Source organism: Proteus penneri (assembly GCF_003144535.1).
GTDB classification, from domain to species: Bacteria; Pseudomonadota; Gammaproteobacteria; order Enterobacterales; family Enterobacteriaceae; genus Proteus; species Proteus penneri.
Genome location: NZ_PHFJ01000003.1, coordinates 56,142 through 71,564, shown reverse-complemented (window position 1 = coordinate 71,564; position 15,423 = coordinate 56,142). Strand labels below are relative to the sequence as shown.

Genomic DNA, 15,423 nt, shown 5'->3' with positions numbered 1-15,423 from the left:
ATGTGATTATTTTATCGCTAATATAAAGAAAGGATTATAGGAATAAACTAAAAAAGTGAAATTTATCTAACGAGCTATGATATTTAAAATAAAAGAAAAAAGTCAGGTATCAGATAAAAATTTGATAGCTAATAGAATTAAGCGTTAAAACAGTAGAGACAATATAAAAACCAGCCTTAACAGTAAGGCTGGCTTCTATTATTTATATAACAGAATTATTTTAGTTCTAATTCATTCATTGCGGCGATGCTGAAACCACCATCTACATGAACGATTTCACCTGTAATACCACCAGATAAGTCTGAGCATAGGAATGCTGCTGTATTACCAACATCTTCGGTTGTTACAGTACGACGCAGAGGCGTTACTGACTCGCAATGGCTTAACATTTTACGGAAATCTTTGATACCAGATGCCGCTAATGTACGGATTGGACCAGCAGAAATACCGTTAACACGAATACCTTCAGGACCCATAGCATTTGCCATATAACGAACGTTAGCTTCTAAAGAAGCTTTAGCTAGACCCATAACATTATAGTTAGGGATTGCACGTTCAGCGCCTAAATAAGTTAGAGTTAATAGAGCTGAATTCGGATTTAGCATTTCACGGCTTGCTTTCGCCATAGCAACGAAGCTGTATGCACTGATGTCGTGAGCAATTTTAAAGCCTTCACGAGTTACTGCATTAACGTAGTCGCCATCTAATTGGTCAGCAGGAGCAAAACCGATAGAGTGAACAAAGCCATCATACTTTGGCCAAACTTTTGCAAGTTCTGCGTACATAGTATCGATGCTTTCATCTTTTGACACATCACACTCTAATACGATATTTGAGTCTAATGATGCTGCAAACTCTTCAACGCGTGGTTTCAGTTTTTCATTTTGGTAAGTAAATGCAAGTTCTGCACCTTGGTCACGCATAGCTTTGGCAATACCATAAGCAATTGATAATTTACTAGCAACACCAGTAATAAGAATGCGTTTGCCGGTCATAAAGCCCATAGCTGTATCCTTGTTTTTTCGTAAATCGCGATAATAACATCATTCACAGTTTTATTTATCTGTTAGGTTATCACGCTTATTGTTAATAAACGTGGCTGATTCTACCACGACATTTGTAAATTTGTTTAATTTCCCTAGCACCTCCGAGGAGTTAAGGGAAAAGGGTGAAATAATGTGCAATCAACATTATGCTTATATTGTTTACACTTAAGTCAAATCTTGGCGCCAAGCTTCTGCTGTTAAGGCTTCACCAAAGTGACTTGCTACCAATCTTCGAGTAACTTCATGTAATGGTGATGCAAGGACTTCTGCCGTATTACCACGTTCAACAACTTCGCCATTATCCATCACAATGACTTTATCGCTAATATGTTTTGTCATGCCTAAGTTTTGTGTCACATAAATGTAGGCAATATCATGAGTTTCTTGCAGTTCTAACATCAAATTTATAATTTGTGAACGTAAAGACATATCTAGCGAAGCTATTGCCTCATCGGCAATAATGACTTGAGGTTGTAATATCAATGCTCGTGCAAGTGCAATTCGTTGGCGCTGACCTGATGCAAACATATGAGGATAATAATTTGCATGTTCAGGTAAAAGACCCACTTGACGTAATGTTTGATAAATTCGCTTCTCACGCTCAATAGCGCTTAATTCTGTATTTAGGCGTAAAGGTATCTCTAATGTTTGACCGATACGTTGGCGCGGGTTTAATGAGTTAGTGGGATCTTGAAATATCATTCTAATCCGCTGGCTACGATAAGGATAATCACCAAAAGTTAGTCGATGCCCATTAATAAAAATATCGCCACCTGTAGGCTCAGTTACTCCTGATAACATTCTCGCTAGTGTAGATTTACCTGAACCATTAGCGCCAATAATAGCTAAAGTTTGCTTGGGTTCTAGCGTAAAACTTACCGGTTTTACGGCTTCTAACTGCTGACGCCGAAATAATCCAGTACGATAGCGAAAAGTTTTTGATAAATTTTTTACCTCAAGCAGTTTATCGAACATCAGTTGGCTCCACATTTAACGGAAAATGACAAGCCACGGCATGGTTTTTAAATAAACGTAACCGAGGTGCTTCAATACATTGTCGTTGCGCATAAGGGCAACGAGGCCCTAGCCGACAACCTACAGGTAAATGCTCAAGAGAGGGAATTGCGCCCGGTAATGTATTTAAACGGCTTTTATGGGCTAATGAGTTGGTAAAATCGGGAATAGAGCGGATCAAAGCTTGAGTATAAGGATGATAAGGTGTGACTAATAACTCATCAGGAGATGCTGTTTCGACAGTTTGGCCACAATACATAACCGTAATTTTATTCGCTAATTTACTCATCCATTGCAAATCATGACTAATCAACAAAATGGTCATATTGTTGTTTTGATTGAGTCGAGTCAGCAAACGAAAGATTTGGGTTTGTGTTGCTGGCTCCATAGCGTTAGTAGGTTCATCCGCAATCAGTAATCGAGGCTGATTTGCAATAGCAATAGCAATCATCACTTTTTGGCATTCACCTTCAGTCAATTCATATGGGTAACTGCGCATAATGTCTTTATGATCTTTAATACCGACACGGTGTAATAGCTCAATTGCGCGACGTTTCCGCCAATGAAAGCGTTGCCACCAATGGCCTTTAAAAGTCCAGCGAGGAATTGCCTGTATAAGTTGTTGCTCAATTTTTGTAGCAGGATCAAGACAAGATTGTGGCTCTTGGAAAATCATTGAGATATTATGACCAATGACACGGCGTCGCGCTTTTGGTGATAATTTAAGTAAGTCGATATCATCAAAACGAAAACGATCGGCTGTCACACTGATATTATCTTTTGTTACGCCACAAATCGCTTTTGCAATTAAGCTTTTACCAGATCCCGATTCACCAACAAGGCCTCTTACTTCGCTTTCATTTAAGGTTATAGAAACACGATCTACCGCTTTTACTGGGCCATCTGGTGTCATAAATTCAATGGTTAAATTGCGTATATCTAATAAAGGCATTATTCCACTCCCTCATTTATAGCACGCTGTAAACCATCACCTAAAAGGTTTACCAGTAAAACGCTTATCATAATAGTGGCACCCGGAATTAAGACTGTCCAAGGAGCAACATAAATTAACTCTAAAGAATCACCTAGCATTGCTCCCCATTCAGGTGACGGGAGTTGGGCTCCTAAATTGAGAAAACCTAATGCTGTAATATCAAGAATAGCAATTGAGAAGGCACGTGTTAATTCAGAAACTAGTACAGGCGTAATATTAGGCAGTACGGTGTACCATAAAATAGAAATATTCGATGCGCCATCAAGACGAGAAGCAATAACATACTCTTTGTTTAATTCATCATTAACAGCAGAGTAAATCATTCTGACTAAACGAGGTAATAGTGCCAGCCAAATTGCTATCATTGCGTGACCAAGACTTGTTCCTACAAAAGCCACAACAATAATAGCAAGTAGTAAGGATGGAATTGATAACAGTGTGTCTAATATATGATTGAGAACGGCGGATTTTAAGCCGTGGGTCATACCTGCAAAACAGCCGATAATTAATCCCATTAATGTCGCTGCAAAAGTGACAATAAATGCACCACCAAAGGTCATGCTTGTACCAATTAAAATTCGGCTAAATACATCACGCCCTAAATCATCGGTACCAAAGAAATAGGAGACATTGCCGTTCTGATACCAAGATGGGGGAGTTAGTTGATGGCCAAAAAATTGTTGGTCGAGTGCATAAGGCGCAATATGAGGCCCTATAATACTGAGTACTAAGAGAAAAAGAACGCCATAAAACCCTATCATTGAAATAACGTCTTTAGAAAAACATTGCCAAATCACCGCGGCGGGTGAAGGTGTTTTTTTCTCTTTATAAAATTGGCTATCTAAAGGCATATCCCACCTTGTGTTTCATTGGGTTACTCATTGCGCCCACAATATCTGATAAAACGTTAACAATAATGACCATTGAACCCACCAACATTACACCAGCTGAAATAGCTGAGTAATCTTGTTGGCGGATTGCTGTAACTAACCAACGACCAAGTCCAGGCCAGTTAAACACTATTTCCGTCACCATAGTTAGTGTCAGCATGGTGGAGAACTGTAAGCCTAATTTAGGAATGATAGGGGGTAAAGCATTATGAAGAATATGGCGACGAATAATTGTAAAACGTGAGAGACCTCGAGTTGCGGCTGCTTTCACGTAGTTCTCTGACATGATTTCTTCAGTACTGTTTCGCATTAATCGAATAACTTCAGTTGTTGGTGCAATAGCCAGAGTTATTACGGGTAAAATCAAATGCTGTAATACGTTAATGATCATTTGTTGGCGATAAGGTGAATCAGATAACCACGCATCAACTAATGCAATGCCTGTAATAGGTTGCAAGTTATAAAGCAAATCAATACGGCCTGAAACAGGTAGCCAGCCTAATTTTAGTGAGAAGAAAAGAGTTAACAGCAGTGCAAGCCCAAATACAGGCACAGAGAAACCTAAGAGCGCGAAATTACTGATAATAATATCGGCGGATTTATTACGCCAAACCCCCGCAATAATGCCAGCTGGAATACCTATAATCAGAGCGAAAAGAAAGGCTAAGGTACAAAGCTCCATGGTCGCTGGAAGTGCTTCTATCAATTGCAATTTGATAGGTTCACCATTGATAGAGGAAATACCAAAATCAAAATGGATCATATTATGGGCGTAAAAAAAGTAGGCATCAGTGAGTGATGCACCACTTAGTGGGGCATTTGGTGTGTAATAACTTAGGCTAAAGCTCACTAGCGACAAAAAGAACAGTGTCACAAGTAATAAAAGTAATCGACGTATTGAATAAATAATCATGGATTATTTTACAGCCTCTTTCTTGTGATTTTGTTCATCTACTTCTGCCTCTCGATAAACACCAGCAAAAGACGCATTGCCAAAAGTACTCAATACCAACCCTTTAATATCATAACGATATGCTTGCATACGTAAAGAGTTTGCTAAAGGCAACACAGGTAACTCTTGAGCAAGTATATCTTGAGCTTGATGATAATAATCCATTCTTGATGCAAGTTGCTGACTATAAAGTGCTTTTTTCAAAATTTCATCAAAGTTAGGTAAACACCAATGACTTAAGTTAGTTTGTGAGCCAATTGCTGCACAACTAAAGAGAGGGCGGAAAAAACTATCAGGATCGTTACTGTCAGTTGACCAACCAGATAAGGTCATATCATGGGTGCGATCCATCATACTCGTTTCTTGATATCGTCCTTCAATAGGACGAATATTCATTTGAATACCCACTTGCGCTAAGTCTGCTTGAATAAGTTCCGCCATTTTTAATGGGCTTGGGTTATAAGATTGTGAGGCGCTAGGTACCCAAAGATTTAATTTCAGCTCATCAAGGCCTAGCTCTTTAAGAATTTGTTTCGATTTTTCAGGATTGTATTCTGTAATTTTGGCTCTGTTATCATAAGCCCAAGATGCACGAGGAAGCACTGATGCTGCCGTTTCCGCCGCACCATAATAAATAGATTCCATTAAACGTTCGTTATTAATGGCATAAGCAATAGCCTGACGAACTTTAAGATCATTTAGTGGTGGCTTACTGGTGTTAAAGGCTAAATAAGCGATATTCATACCAGAACGCAACGTTAATCTTAGTCGCGGATCGTCACGCAATACTTTTAATTGACTAGCCGCAGGATAGGCTAAAACATCACACTCACCTGTTAATAGTTTAGATATGCGACCTGTACCTCCAGCCCCCATATCAATAACAACTTGTTGCATTTTAGGCTGGCCTTTCCAATAGTTTTCATTTCTGAATAAACGAACAAATTGGCCTGGTTGATATTCATCAAGAAAGAAAGGACCCGTACCTACTGGTTTCCAATCAAGTTGTGTCTGGTTGCCCGATTTTTCTAAGCTTTGTGCATATTCAGTGGAAAGAATAGGGGCGTAATGTGTTGCTAAATGCCACAGAAAAGAGGCGTCAGGCTCTTTTAGGCTAAATTCGACTGTGTATTGACCCAATTTTTTAATTGATTGGATATTGTCGGCAAAACTTAAGCTATCAAAATAGGGATATTTTCCACCATTAACTTGATTGAAAGGATTTTTGGGATTAATCATCCTTTCAAAACTAAAAATAACATCATCAGCGGTGAGTTTACGTGTTGGTGTAAACCAAGATGTTTGTTGAAAAGAGATATTTTTACGTAAATAAAAGCGGTATGTTGCGCCGTTATCTAATGTTTCCCATCGAGCTGCGATTTCAGGGATCAGGCGATAAGTGTAAGGGTCAACATCTAAAAGACGGTCATAGAGCTGGGCAGCCAGAGGATCAATAATTAATCCACTACTTGATAACTGTGGATTAAAGGTATTTACACTGCCATCAACACAATAAACAAAACCATTTTGATTAATTGGAGTTGGCTCAAGCGTTATAGATGGTGCTTGTGTTTTTGGTGCTACATCCGCGATACAAGTTGCGCTTGTAAAGGTAAATAGCAAAGTACCAATAAATAAAATAGGGCGCATAAATAATGTCTTTTAGAGAAACGATTTTGCTATTGTAACTTAAAAAACTTTCTATCCCAAAATAGTCAAAAAAAACAAAGTGAGAAAAATTCTCAATAAAATGCTTTACAAATGCTAATGATAAAGATTATCATCCGTATTGTCCTTCGGCGGTAAGAGGTTTTCCGCAGAGGGAACGACATTGCTCACATTGCTTCCAGTATTTTTTTACTAGCCAGCTCGGGTGCTGGCTTTTTTTGCCTATTGTTTATAGAGTTTTCTTGCAATTAAAAACATCTATATCAATAGATTAAGTTGTTATTTGATGTTTTTTAATTAGCCCTCTAAATTGATCGTAGCTTAATGATAACTTTTCAGCTGCCTCTTTCTGGTTATATAAGCTCTCTTTTAATGCATTATTAACTAATTTTTTTTCCGCCTCATTTTGCCATTGGCGTAAATCCAACGGTAATGTAGGGAGTGAAAAATTTTCTTGAGACGATTTCTTTAATTCGGATTTTTTTGACGTTTGAATACCAGCAAAGGGATCAATAATGATATTGTTGAGTACGCTATCACTAGTTCCATGACGATAAACTGAGCGTTCAACAACATTTTTAAGCTCACGAATATTACCTGGCCATGAATAATCTAAAAGTACTTGGCGTGCACTATCACTGAAACCAGGAAAAAAAGGTAAACTTAACTCTTGGCACATTGAGATAGCGAAATTTTCAGCAAGTAACATAATATCTGCGCGTCGCTCTCTTAATGGAGGGAGTCTAATTACATCAAACGCTAATCTATCCAGTAAATCAGCACGAAATTTACCTTCTTCCGCCATTGCTGGTAAATTAGCATTTGTCGCGCAAATCAGCCTAACATCAACATGCAGAGATTGACTACCTCCAACGCGCTCTAAATGACCATACTCAATGACACGTAAAAGCTTTTCTTGTACAAGCATGGGTGCAGTCGCCAGTTCATCAAGAAAAAGAGAACCTCCATCCGCACGTTCAAAACGCCCTTGATGACGATTTTTAGCGCCAGTAAAAGCGCCTGCTTCATGACCAAACAGCTCAGAATCAAGTAAATTATCATTGAGTGCAGAACAGTTGATTGAAATGAAAGGCCCTTGCCACCAAGGTGCAAGGTAGTGTAATCGATGGGCAATCAACTCTTTACCTGTACCTCGTTCACCAATAATTAATACAGGCTTTTTTAATTGAGCAAGTGCTGAAGTTTGTTCTAATACATCAATAAATTGACTATCAACGCCGATTATTGTCTCTAAATTCTCATTCATTGGTTAAATTCACCATATTGAGGTATTTTTTGCCAGTTTATCAGGTGTTCGAAAAATAGGCGAATAATATAAGTCACCTATTATTAATAGCTTAAGTAATTTTTAAAAGTTGGCACGCAAATTGTATTAACTAAAGTATGCGGGCGTTACGATAGTACGCCATTATTGAAATAATTTAACGTCACTAATTAGCATAGCTATTAAGGATAACATCATGGGTATATTTTCACGTTTTGCTGACATAATTAATGCCAATATCGCTTCTTTATTAGATAAAGCGGAAGATCCTGAAAAAATGATCCGCCTAATGATCCAAGAGATGGAAGATATGTTAGTTGAGATCCGTACAACTTCAGCACGTACTTTAGCTGAAAAGAAAGGATTAGAGCGCCGTATCGAACAAGCTGAAAAACAGATGAAAGATTGGCAGGATAAAGCAGAATTAGCTCTTATTAAGGAAAAAGAAGATTTAGCTCGTGCAGCATTAATCGAAAAACAACGTGTAGCATCAGTTAATGATACATTGAAACATGAACTGATTATCATTGATGAAACGCTAACTCGCTTAAAAGGTGAAATTAGCGAGTTAGAAAATAAGCTAACTGAAACTCGTGCAAAACAGCAGTCTTTAGTTGTGCGTCATCAAGCTGCAAACTCATCTCGCCAAGTTCGTCGTCAATTAGACAGTGGTAAAATGGATGCAGCAATGGCACGTTTTGAACAGTTTGAACGCCGTATTGATCATATGGAAGGTGAGGCTCAAAGTTACGGGCTAGGTAAAGAAAAATCATTAGACCAACAGTTTGCTGAATTAAAAGCTGATGATGAAATTAGCGCGCAATTAGCGGCATTAAAAGCTAAAATCAATATCAACAAAGAGTAACAGCAAACGTAATAACCATCTTATAAAGGATATGTAATGGGCTATATATTTCTGGGAATACCACTGACCATTTTTATTTTGTTTATTCTCCCTATCTGGCTGTGGTTACATTACAACAGCCAGAAAGGCGGAGGTAATGTTCAGCTAACCCAACAAGAAATGCAGCGACTGAACGCGCTGGTGGATAAGGCTCAGCAAATGCAGGAGCGCATTAAGACGTTAGAACAAATACTTGATGCAGAACATCCTAACTGGAGGCAATCATAATGACGATGCAGAGCAAACAATTGTATCGCTTGCCACAAGAGGGCGTGATCCGTGGCGTATGCGCAGGCCTAGCCCATTATTTTAATATTCCTGTTTTACTTGTCAGGGTTATTGCGGTGATTGCGCTGTTTGCTGGTTTTTTCGGTTTAACTATTATTGCTTATCTTGTCTTAAGTTTCTTTATGGAGCCAGCCCCTGCTAATTATCAGCGAGGCGAAGATCAGCAAGAGAGCTTAAAAGAAATTTTAAGTGGAGTAGATAACCAATTGATGCAAGGCGAAAAACGTCTGCAACAAATGGAACGCTATATTACCTCTTCCACTTATCAGTTAAATAAACGCTTTCGAGATTTGTAATATTTTTGCCATTTAATCTGATAAGACGCTCCATTTTAGGAGCGTCTTTCTTTCAGCCTATTTATCTTTTTCAACGCTTGTATTGTGAGAGAGTAAAATTTCTGATTGAGGAGTGTATTGTGAATTTCAATCAAGTATTCGTTTCTTTAAAAACAAATAAACTCGCCCAATTAGCCAAAAAAGGGTTAACATTTGGATTAATGTTATTCACTTTATTTGGACCAGCAGCAATCACAGGCGGAATATTAAAACGAGTAAGTAGTAAACCGTTACGTTGGTTGGTTCTATTGATAGCTGAACCTATTATCAAAGCAGGTTTTAATAAGCTATCGCGTCAAGTGTCTTGGGAGAAACATGAAACGCCTACAAAATGAACTTACAGCTTTTATTAATCGTGGTGTTGATAGACATCTTCGTTTGGCCGTAACCGGATTAAGTCGAAGTGGTAAAACAGCATTTATTACCTCTTTAGTTAATCAACTTATTAATGTACATACAGGCGCGCGTTTACCGCTGTTTTCGGCTGCACGAAATAAACAGCTACTAGGTGTAAAACGTATTCCTCAACACAATTTTAATATTCCACGTTTTACTTATGATGAGGGAATGGAATCTCTTTATCATACCCCTCCAAGTTGGCCAGTTCCTACAAAAGGGGTTAGTGAAATTCGTTTACAACTACGTTACCGCTCTAATGAATCGTTAACTCGTTTTATAAAAGAAACCTCTTCTCTTTATTTAGAAATTGTTGATTACCCTGGTGAATGGCTATTAGATTTACCTATGCTTGAGCAAGACTATTTTGAATGGTCAGAGCAAATGAATAAGATCAATCGACAAAGAACGTCACCAGAACAACATTGGCAATTACTCCTTAAAAAATGTGATCCTTTTGCGCCAGCGGATGAAACATTATTAGCTGATATTGCCTCCGCTTACACTGACTATTTATTAGCATGTAAAGAAGAGGGGCTTCATTTTATTCAGCCAGGGCGTTTTGTATTACCCGGTGAATTAGCTGGAGCACCTGTTTTACAGTTTTTCCCATGGGCTGATTTACAAAAATACGATATTGCTAAATTAAAGAACGCAGATAAACGTACTAATATTGGTATGCTAAAACAGCGCTATGAATATTATGGACAGCATGTTGTAAAAGGTTTTTATCGTGATCATTTCCAAGGATTTGATAGACAAATTGTTTTAGTTGATTGTTTACAACCTTTAAATCAAGGTGCAGATGTTTTTAATGATATGCGCCAAGCATTAACACAATTAATGCGCAGTTTTCATTATGGAAAAAGAACCTTACTTAGACGCTTATTTTCACCTTGTATCGATAAACTTCTATTTGCAGCCACAAAAGCCGACCATATCACGGTTGACCAACATGAAAATTTAGTGTCATTGCTTCAACAGCTTATTCAAGATGCTAAACAAAATGCTATTTTTGAAGGGATCAGCATTGATTGTATGGGACTCGCTTCTATTGCGGCAACTGAAAGCGGAATAGTTGATCATCATGGCGAAAAAATACCAGCCTTAAAAGGTTTTCGCTTAAGTGATAACACACCATTGGTGTATTTCCCTGGTGAGGTTCCTAAGCGATTACCTGAAAAAGCATTTTGGGAAAAGCAGGGGTTTAGTTTCGAATCTTTTAGACCTCAGCAAATATCAAGAGATAGTGCGATTCCTCATATTCGCATGGATAGTGCAATGGAATTCTTGTTAGGGGATAAATTAAAATGAATGAGCCATTAAAATCGCGAATTGATTTTAAAGAGCCCATACTTCAAGAAGAAGTCACCTTAAAAAAAGGTGTTGGCTTTAATGAAAATGAGCAATTTTTGCCTATTGATCCACAATTGGATGAGGAGAATGAAGGGCAATTAGAAGGCGATGTTCAATCAATTTTAAAACCGAAAAAAAGTGTCTGGAAACGTTTATTAACGATCGCGAGTACCATTTTAGGAATTAGTGTTATTGCCCAAACTGGACAATGGATTTTCAACTCATGGATAAATTCTGACTGGATTGCGTTGGGTGCGGCAAGTGCAGGTGGATTAATTGTTGCTGCTGGCATTGGATCACTTATCACAGAGTGGCGCCGTATTTATCGTTTACGCCAACGCGCTGATGAAAGAGATAAAGCAAAAGAATTACTTTATAGCCATGCAATGGGAAATGGCAGGCCATTTTGTGAAAAACTCGCTAAACAAGCAGGTATTAGCTCACAACATCCGGCATTAATTCGTTGGCAAAGTGCATTACATGACACACATAATGACAAAGAAGTATTAGAACTTTATAGTCAACTTGTTCAACCAATTTTGGATAAACAAGCAAGAGCTGAAATTAGTCGTTCTGCTGCGGAGTCAACTTTAATGATCGCTGTCAGTCCACTGGCAATGGTTGATATGGCCTTTATTGGTTGGCGCAATATTCGTTTAATTAATCGTATTGCCGAAATTTACGGTATCGAGTTAGGTTACTATAGTCGTTTAAAACTATTTCGTCTTGTTTTGGTCAATATTGCATTTGCTGGTGCAACGGAGCTGGTTAGAGAAGTCGGAATGGACTGGCTTTCACAAGATCTTGCAGCACGGTTATCAACAAGAGCTGCTCAAGGCATTGGTGCTGGGTTATTAACTGCACGATTAGGAATAAAGGCAATGGAGTTATGCCGTCCTTTACCATGGATTGATGATAATAAACCTAAACTAGGCGATTTTAGAAAAGAGTTAATTGGGAAATTAAAAAATACCATTGGTAATAAAAAGAAAGAGTAAATCATTATTTAACCTTTCTATTCTTTTAAATAAAAACCGTAGAAGTTATTCTGCGGTTTTTTTATATAAATATTAACAACGTGTTGTTTATATAAAATAACCATACCGATAAAGAAAAAGAAATATTGTTATTAAAATAATAAACTGAATGCTATAAAGTAATTTTAATTCCTTATTACCAAAGATGTTATTATTTTAAAATGAAACTATCGTGATAAGAAATTTTTAAAATAGTCGATTCTTTAAAGGAATAAGACTGTTATAACTACTTGTATATAAAGATTAATATCTGTTTCTTTAGCGACATATTTATGCTTTTAATCACAGTATTTCTTTTTTTGATAGAAAATAGTATTGATTTTAGTGTAATAAATAGCGTTAAATATCACCCCAAGGTAATTTTTATAGTTTTTTTGATATCTTTTAATATGCTTATTTTTTGATTAATTTACTAATCAAAAAATAGTGATGGATTTCATTTGTAAAAAATATAAGAAGTGACTAAATAATATTTATAACAAGGTTAAAAAATGAAAGAAATACAAATATCAGTAATAAAGAAACTCTCTAAACCAAGACGTAAACTTTATCTGAGTTCGGCATTTAATATCTCAAATATTGATAACCAACTCAGCATTTTAATCCCTATTCTTAGTGAGACGATTAATGAGATTAAAAAGAGACAATATCAAAAGCAATCTAAGCCATTTCGAATAAAAAAGGCATCCCAATTTTTTGAATATTTAGCTGAGTCAGATAAGAAAGAAAGGGCAATAAATGCATTAGAGTTTTTACTTTTTTGTTTTGATAATGGATGTAGAATCATCAAAAAAGTGATTAGTCAAGAATTAAGTCCTTTGGTGAAAGATGTCGAATATCTTATCGATTTTGAATTGAAAAAAATAATAAGAACCCCTTCTTTTTCGTTATTTGATTTTTTTAAGACATAAATAATCAGGGTTAAAAATCAAAAAATTAATTTAATTGTGTAAAAATAAATGCTAGTAGTGTCAACCTTTGCTGACAAGCCTCTTTATTTCGTTGATATTTATGTATAATATCTAGAATTAGTTCAGGGTCACTCAGTATTAAGAAGGTTCATAATGCGTTTAGAGGTCACTTGTAAAGATCGCATCGGGTTAACCCGTGAATTATTAGATCTGCTGGTATTAAAAAATATAGATTTACGTGGAATTGAAATATTCCCAATAGGTCTGATTTACCTGAATTTTTCACAGATTGATTTTGATATTTTTCAGCCGTTAATGGCTGAAATCCGTAGAATAGACGGTGTTATTGATGTACGTACGGTTGCATTTATGCCTTCTGAGCAAGAACATCGTGCAATTTGGACATTATTAGAATCTGTACCAGTACCTGTTTTTTCTATAGATACAAAAGGTAAGGTTAAATTACTAAATCCCGCAACGAGACTACTGTTTGGTTTATCTCCAGATGATAATTCTGAGAAAACCTTTAACCAATTGATCCCAAATTTTAATATCCATCGTTTTTTAGAGCAAAAAGAGCATTTTATTCAGATGGTGCCTATCACGCTGAAAAAACAAGATTTTGAAATGGAAATTGTCCCAATAAAACTCACGGATGATAATCAATATAATCATTGTGTTGGCGCTTTTGTTTTGTTGAAATACCATTCTATTATTTATGATCACCCTAAATTAATGGCTAATGATCAAAGTGGTTTTGACCAAATTATTGCTGTAACACCTAAAATGAAGCAGCTTATTTCTCGCGCAAAGAAAATGGCAATAATGGATGCTCCATTGTTATTAGTGGGGGAAACTGGTACAGGAAAGGATTTATTGGCAAAAGCCTGCCATTTATTAAGTAACCGTTTAAGGTATCCATTTCTTGGCTTAAATTGTGCTTCAATGCCTGATGATGTTGTTGAAAGTGAGTTATTTGGCTATGCTCCGGGTGCTTATCCTAATGCCATTGAAGGGAAAAAGGGCTTTTTTGAGCAAGCCAATGGTGGTACTGTTTTACTAGATGAAATTGGTGAAATGTCGCCACAAATGCAGATCAAACTTCTACGTTTTTTAAATGATGGAACGTTCCGTAGAGTGGGTGAAGAAGACGAAGTTAATGTAAATGTGCGTATTATTTGTGCTACTCAGAAAAATTTGTGGGAATTAGTGCAAAAGGGGTTGTTTAGAGAAGATCTCTATTATCGATTGAATGTATTAACATTAATATTACCGCCATTAAGGGAAAGAAAGGACGATATAATTCCTTTGGCAACTCATTTTATTAATCAGTACTGCCAAGAACAAAAAATAGGTGTACCATCTATTTCTGCTGATTTCTCCAATTATTTAATACAATATTCTTGGCCTGGTAATATTCGCCAATTGCGTAATACTGTTTATCAAGCAATGGCACAGTTAGCTGGAAATACATTGCGTGCTCAAGATATTACGTTACCAGAGCATACGGATGAAACATTATTTGATGAGAACCTATTAGAAGGTTCGTTGGATGAGATGACAAAACGTTTTGAAGCTTCTATTTTAGCACGTTTATACCATGATTATCCAAGTACACGTAAGTTAGCGAAACGCTTAGGTATTTCTCATACTGCTATTGCGAATAAACTCAGAGAATATAATCTTACGAATAAAAAGAGTGATAAGCCTGAAGACTAATGGAGTAATAAGATTTTGTGCATAATAAAAAATAGACGAGCATAATACTCGTCTATTTTTTTATCAGTATTATTTCAGTGCTTTTAACGCATCATCATAATTCGGTTCAGTTGTAATTTCATCAACCAGTTGGGTGTAGATAACAGTGTTATTTTCATCTAAAACAATCACTGCTCGGCTTGTTAAGCCAGCTAATGGACCTGATGTAATTGCAACACCGTAGTTTTCTTTGAATTCAGTGCCTCGCATTGTAGATAATGTTACTACATTAGCTAAGCCTTCAGCACCGCAAAAACGTGCTTGAGCAAAAGGTAAATCAGCTGAAATACATAAAACAACAGTGTTATTTAATTCATTCGCAACTTTATTAAATTGGCGAACACTCGCAGCACAAACCCCCGTATCTACACTTGGGAAAATGTTTAAAACTTTACGTTTACCTGCAAAATTCGCTAAAGAAACATCATTAAGATCTTTACCAACAAGAGAGAAATCTGCAGCTTTTTGACCTACTGCTGGGAAATTACCCGCTAGTGTCACTGCATTTCCTTGTAAAGTAACTTGATGTGCCATTGTTGTTCTCCTTTATTAGTTGTCAGACTAACTGTTATTAATACTCATTATTAAC

16 protein-coding genes are annotated in these 15,423 nt (G+C 36.8%); 8 read left to right on the top strand and 8 right to left on the bottom strand.

The window, feature by feature from the left end; translation table 11 throughout:
- Positions 1–215 precede the first annotated feature (215 nt).
- The 7 genes from fabI to pspF all read right to left on the bottom strand — a co-directional run bounded on the left by fabI (position 216) and on the right by pspF (position 7,831).
- Positions 216–1,004: an enoyl-ACP reductase FabI gene (gene fabI / locus CUB63_RS05135; protein WP_006537026.1), complete on the bottom strand. Its 789-nt coding sequence runs from the start codon at positions 1,002–1,004 to the stop codon at positions 216–218.
- A 207-nt stretch (positions 1,005–1,211) separates the two neighbouring features.
- The gene (gene sapF / locus CUB63_RS05130) at positions 1,212–2,021 is read right to left on the bottom strand and encodes a putrescine export ABC transporter ATP-binding protein SapF (RefSeq protein WP_109847603.1); all 810 of its coding nucleotides are present in this window, start codon (positions 2,019–2,021) and stop codon (positions 1,212–1,214) included.
- A complete protein-coding gene (gene sapD / locus CUB63_RS05125) occupies positions 2,011–3,012 on the bottom strand; it encodes a putrescine export ABC transporter ATP-binding protein SapD (RefSeq protein ID WP_072062539.1) in 1,002 nt (333 codons plus the stop codon). Before sapD ends, sapF begins: the two co-directional genes overlap by 11 nt.
- Positions 3,012–3,905: a putrescine export ABC transporter permease SapC gene (gene sapC / locus CUB63_RS05120; RefSeq protein ID WP_109847602.1), complete on the bottom strand. Its 894-nt coding sequence runs from the start codon at positions 3,903–3,905 to the stop codon at positions 3,012–3,014. Before sapC ends, sapD begins: the two co-directional genes overlap by 1 nt.
- Positions 3,892–4,857, bottom strand: coding sequence for a putrescine export ABC transporter permease SapB (gene sapB, locus CUB63_RS05115; RefSeq protein WP_072062537.1), 966 nt, complete (start codon positions 4,855–4,857; stop codon positions 3,892–3,894). The genes sapC and sapB overlap by 14 nt, the downstream gene beginning before the upstream one ends.
- A 3-nt stretch (positions 4,858–4,860) precedes the next feature.
- On the bottom strand, positions 4,861–6,546 hold the full coding sequence (gene sapA, locus CUB63_RS05110) for an ABC transporter substrate-binding protein SapA (protein WP_109847601.1): 1,686 nt from the start codon (positions 6,544–6,546) through the stop codon (positions 4,861–4,863).
- 289 nt (positions 6,547–6,835) lie between these two features.
- Positions 6,836–7,831 carry a phage shock protein operon transcriptional activator gene (gene pspF, locus CUB63_RS05105; RefSeq protein ID WP_109847600.1) on the bottom strand — a complete coding sequence of 332 codons (996 nt, stop codon included), beginning with the start codon at positions 7,829–7,831 and terminating at the stop codon, positions 6,836–6,838.
- A gap of 214 nt (positions 7,832–8,045) precedes the next feature.
- Here pspF and pspA point away from each other — a divergent pair, with 214 nt between their 5' ends.
- The 8 genes from pspA (at position 8,046) to tyrR (ending at position 14,795) form a co-directional block, all read left to right on the top strand.
- Positions 8,046–8,714, top strand: a complete 669-nt coding sequence (gene pspA, locus CUB63_RS05100) for a phage shock protein PspA (protein ID WP_072062534.1) — start codon at positions 8,046–8,048, stop codon at positions 8,712–8,714.
- A 36-nt stretch (positions 8,715–8,750) separates the two neighbouring features.
- Positions 8,751–8,981 carry an envelope stress response membrane protein PspB gene (gene pspB / locus CUB63_RS05095; protein WP_006537012.1) on the top strand — a complete coding sequence of 77 codons (231 nt, stop codon included), beginning with the start codon at positions 8,751–8,753 and terminating at the stop codon, positions 8,979–8,981.
- Positions 8,981–9,337 carry an envelope stress response membrane protein PspC gene (gene pspC / locus CUB63_RS05090; RefSeq protein ID WP_109847599.1) on the top strand — a complete coding sequence of 119 codons (357 nt, stop codon included), beginning with the start codon at positions 8,981–8,983 and terminating at the stop codon, positions 9,335–9,337. The genes pspB and pspC overlap by 1 nt, the downstream gene beginning before the upstream one ends.
- A gap of 119 nt (positions 9,338–9,456) precedes the next feature.
- Positions 9,457–9,711, top strand: coding sequence for a peptide permease (locus CUB63_RS05085; RefSeq protein WP_157955972.1), 255 nt, complete (start codon positions 9,457–9,459; stop codon positions 9,709–9,711).
- A complete protein-coding gene (locus CUB63_RS05080; protein WP_072062532.1) occupies positions 9,692–11,086 on the top strand; it encodes a YcjX family GTP-binding protein in 1,395 nt (464 codons plus the stop codon). The genes CUB63_RS05085 and CUB63_RS05080 overlap by 20 nt, the downstream gene beginning before the upstream one ends.
- On the top strand, positions 11,083–12,126 hold the full coding sequence (locus CUB63_RS05075; RefSeq protein ID WP_072062531.1) for a YcjF family protein: 1,044 nt from the start codon (positions 11,083–11,085) through the stop codon (positions 12,124–12,126). The genes CUB63_RS05080 and CUB63_RS05075 overlap by 4 nt, the downstream gene beginning before the upstream one ends.
- A gap of 530 nt (positions 12,127–12,656) precedes the next feature.
- Positions 12,657–13,076 carry a hypothetical protein gene (locus tag CUB63_RS05070; protein WP_109847598.1) on the top strand — a complete coding sequence of 140 codons (420 nt, stop codon included), beginning with the start codon at positions 12,657–12,659 and terminating at the stop codon, positions 13,074–13,076.
- A 153-nt stretch (positions 13,077–13,229) separates the two neighbouring features.
- Positions 13,230–14,795, top strand: coding sequence for a transcriptional regulator TyrR (tyrR, locus tag CUB63_RS05065; RefSeq protein WP_109847597.1), 1,566 nt, complete (start codon positions 13,230–13,232; stop codon positions 14,793–14,795).
- Between the two features lie 69 nt (positions 14,796–14,864).
- On the opposite strand, the gene tpx is transcribed toward tyrR, so the two are convergent.
- Positions 14,865–15,368 (bottom strand): thiol peroxidase, encoded by a 504-nt coding sequence (gene tpx, locus CUB63_RS05060; RefSeq protein WP_006537004.1) that lies wholly within the window; start codon positions 15,366–15,368, stop codon positions 14,865–14,867.
- Positions 15,369–15,423 lie beyond the last annotated feature (55 nt).

Bases quoted from the DNA above. Each gene is read 5' to 3' on its own strand.
- sapF (WP_109847603.1), bottom strand. From the start codon at position 2,021: ATGTTCGATAAACTGCTTGAGGTAAAAAATTTATCAAAAACTTTTCGC.
- pspC (WP_109847599.1), top strand. From the start codon at position 8,981: ATGACGATGCAGAGCAAACAATTGTATCGCTTGCCACAAGAGGGCGTG.
- sapA (WP_109847601.1), bottom strand. From the start codon at position 6,546: ATGCGCCCTATTTTATTTATTGGTACTTTGCTATTTACCTTTACAAGC.
- CUB63_RS05075 (WP_072062531.1), top strand. From the start codon at position 11,083: ATGAATGAGCCATTAAAATCGCGAATTGATTTTAAAGAGCCCATACTT.
- pspA (WP_072062534.1), top strand. From the start codon at position 8,046: ATGGGTATATTTTCACGTTTTGCTGACATAATTAATGCCAATATCGCT.
- sapD (WP_072062539.1), bottom strand. From the start codon at position 3,012: ATGCCTTTATTAGATATACGCAATTTAACCATTGAATTTATGACACCA.
- tpx (WP_006537004.1), bottom strand. From the start codon at position 15,368: ATGGCACATCAAGTTACTTTACAAGGAAATGCAGTGACACTAGCGGGT.
- pspF (WP_109847600.1), bottom strand. From the start codon at position 7,831: ATGAATGAGAATTTAGAGACAATAATCGGCGTTGATAGTCAATTTATT.
- fabI (WP_006537026.1), bottom strand. From the start codon at position 1,004: ATGGGCTTTATGACCGGCAAACGCATTCTTATTACTGGTGTTGCTAGT.
- pspB (WP_006537012.1), top strand. From the start codon at position 8,751: ATGGGCTATATATTTCTGGGAATACCACTGACCATTTTTATTTTGTTT.
- CUB63_RS05080 (WP_072062532.1), top strand. From the start codon at position 9,692: ATGAAACGCCTACAAAATGAACTTACAGCTTTTATTAATCGTGGTGTT.
- sapB (WP_072062537.1), bottom strand. From the start codon at position 4,857: ATGATTATTTATTCAATACGTCGATTACTTTTATTACTTGTGACACTG.
- CUB63_RS05070 (WP_109847598.1), top strand. From the start codon at position 12,657: ATGAAAGAAATACAAATATCAGTAATAAAGAAACTCTCTAAACCAAGA.
- tyrR (WP_109847597.1), top strand. From the start codon at position 13,230: ATGCGTTTAGAGGTCACTTGTAAAGATCGCATCGGGTTAACCCGTGAA.
- sapC (WP_109847602.1), bottom strand. From the start codon at position 3,905: ATGCCTTTAGATAGCCAATTTTATAAAGAGAAAAAAACACCTTCACCC.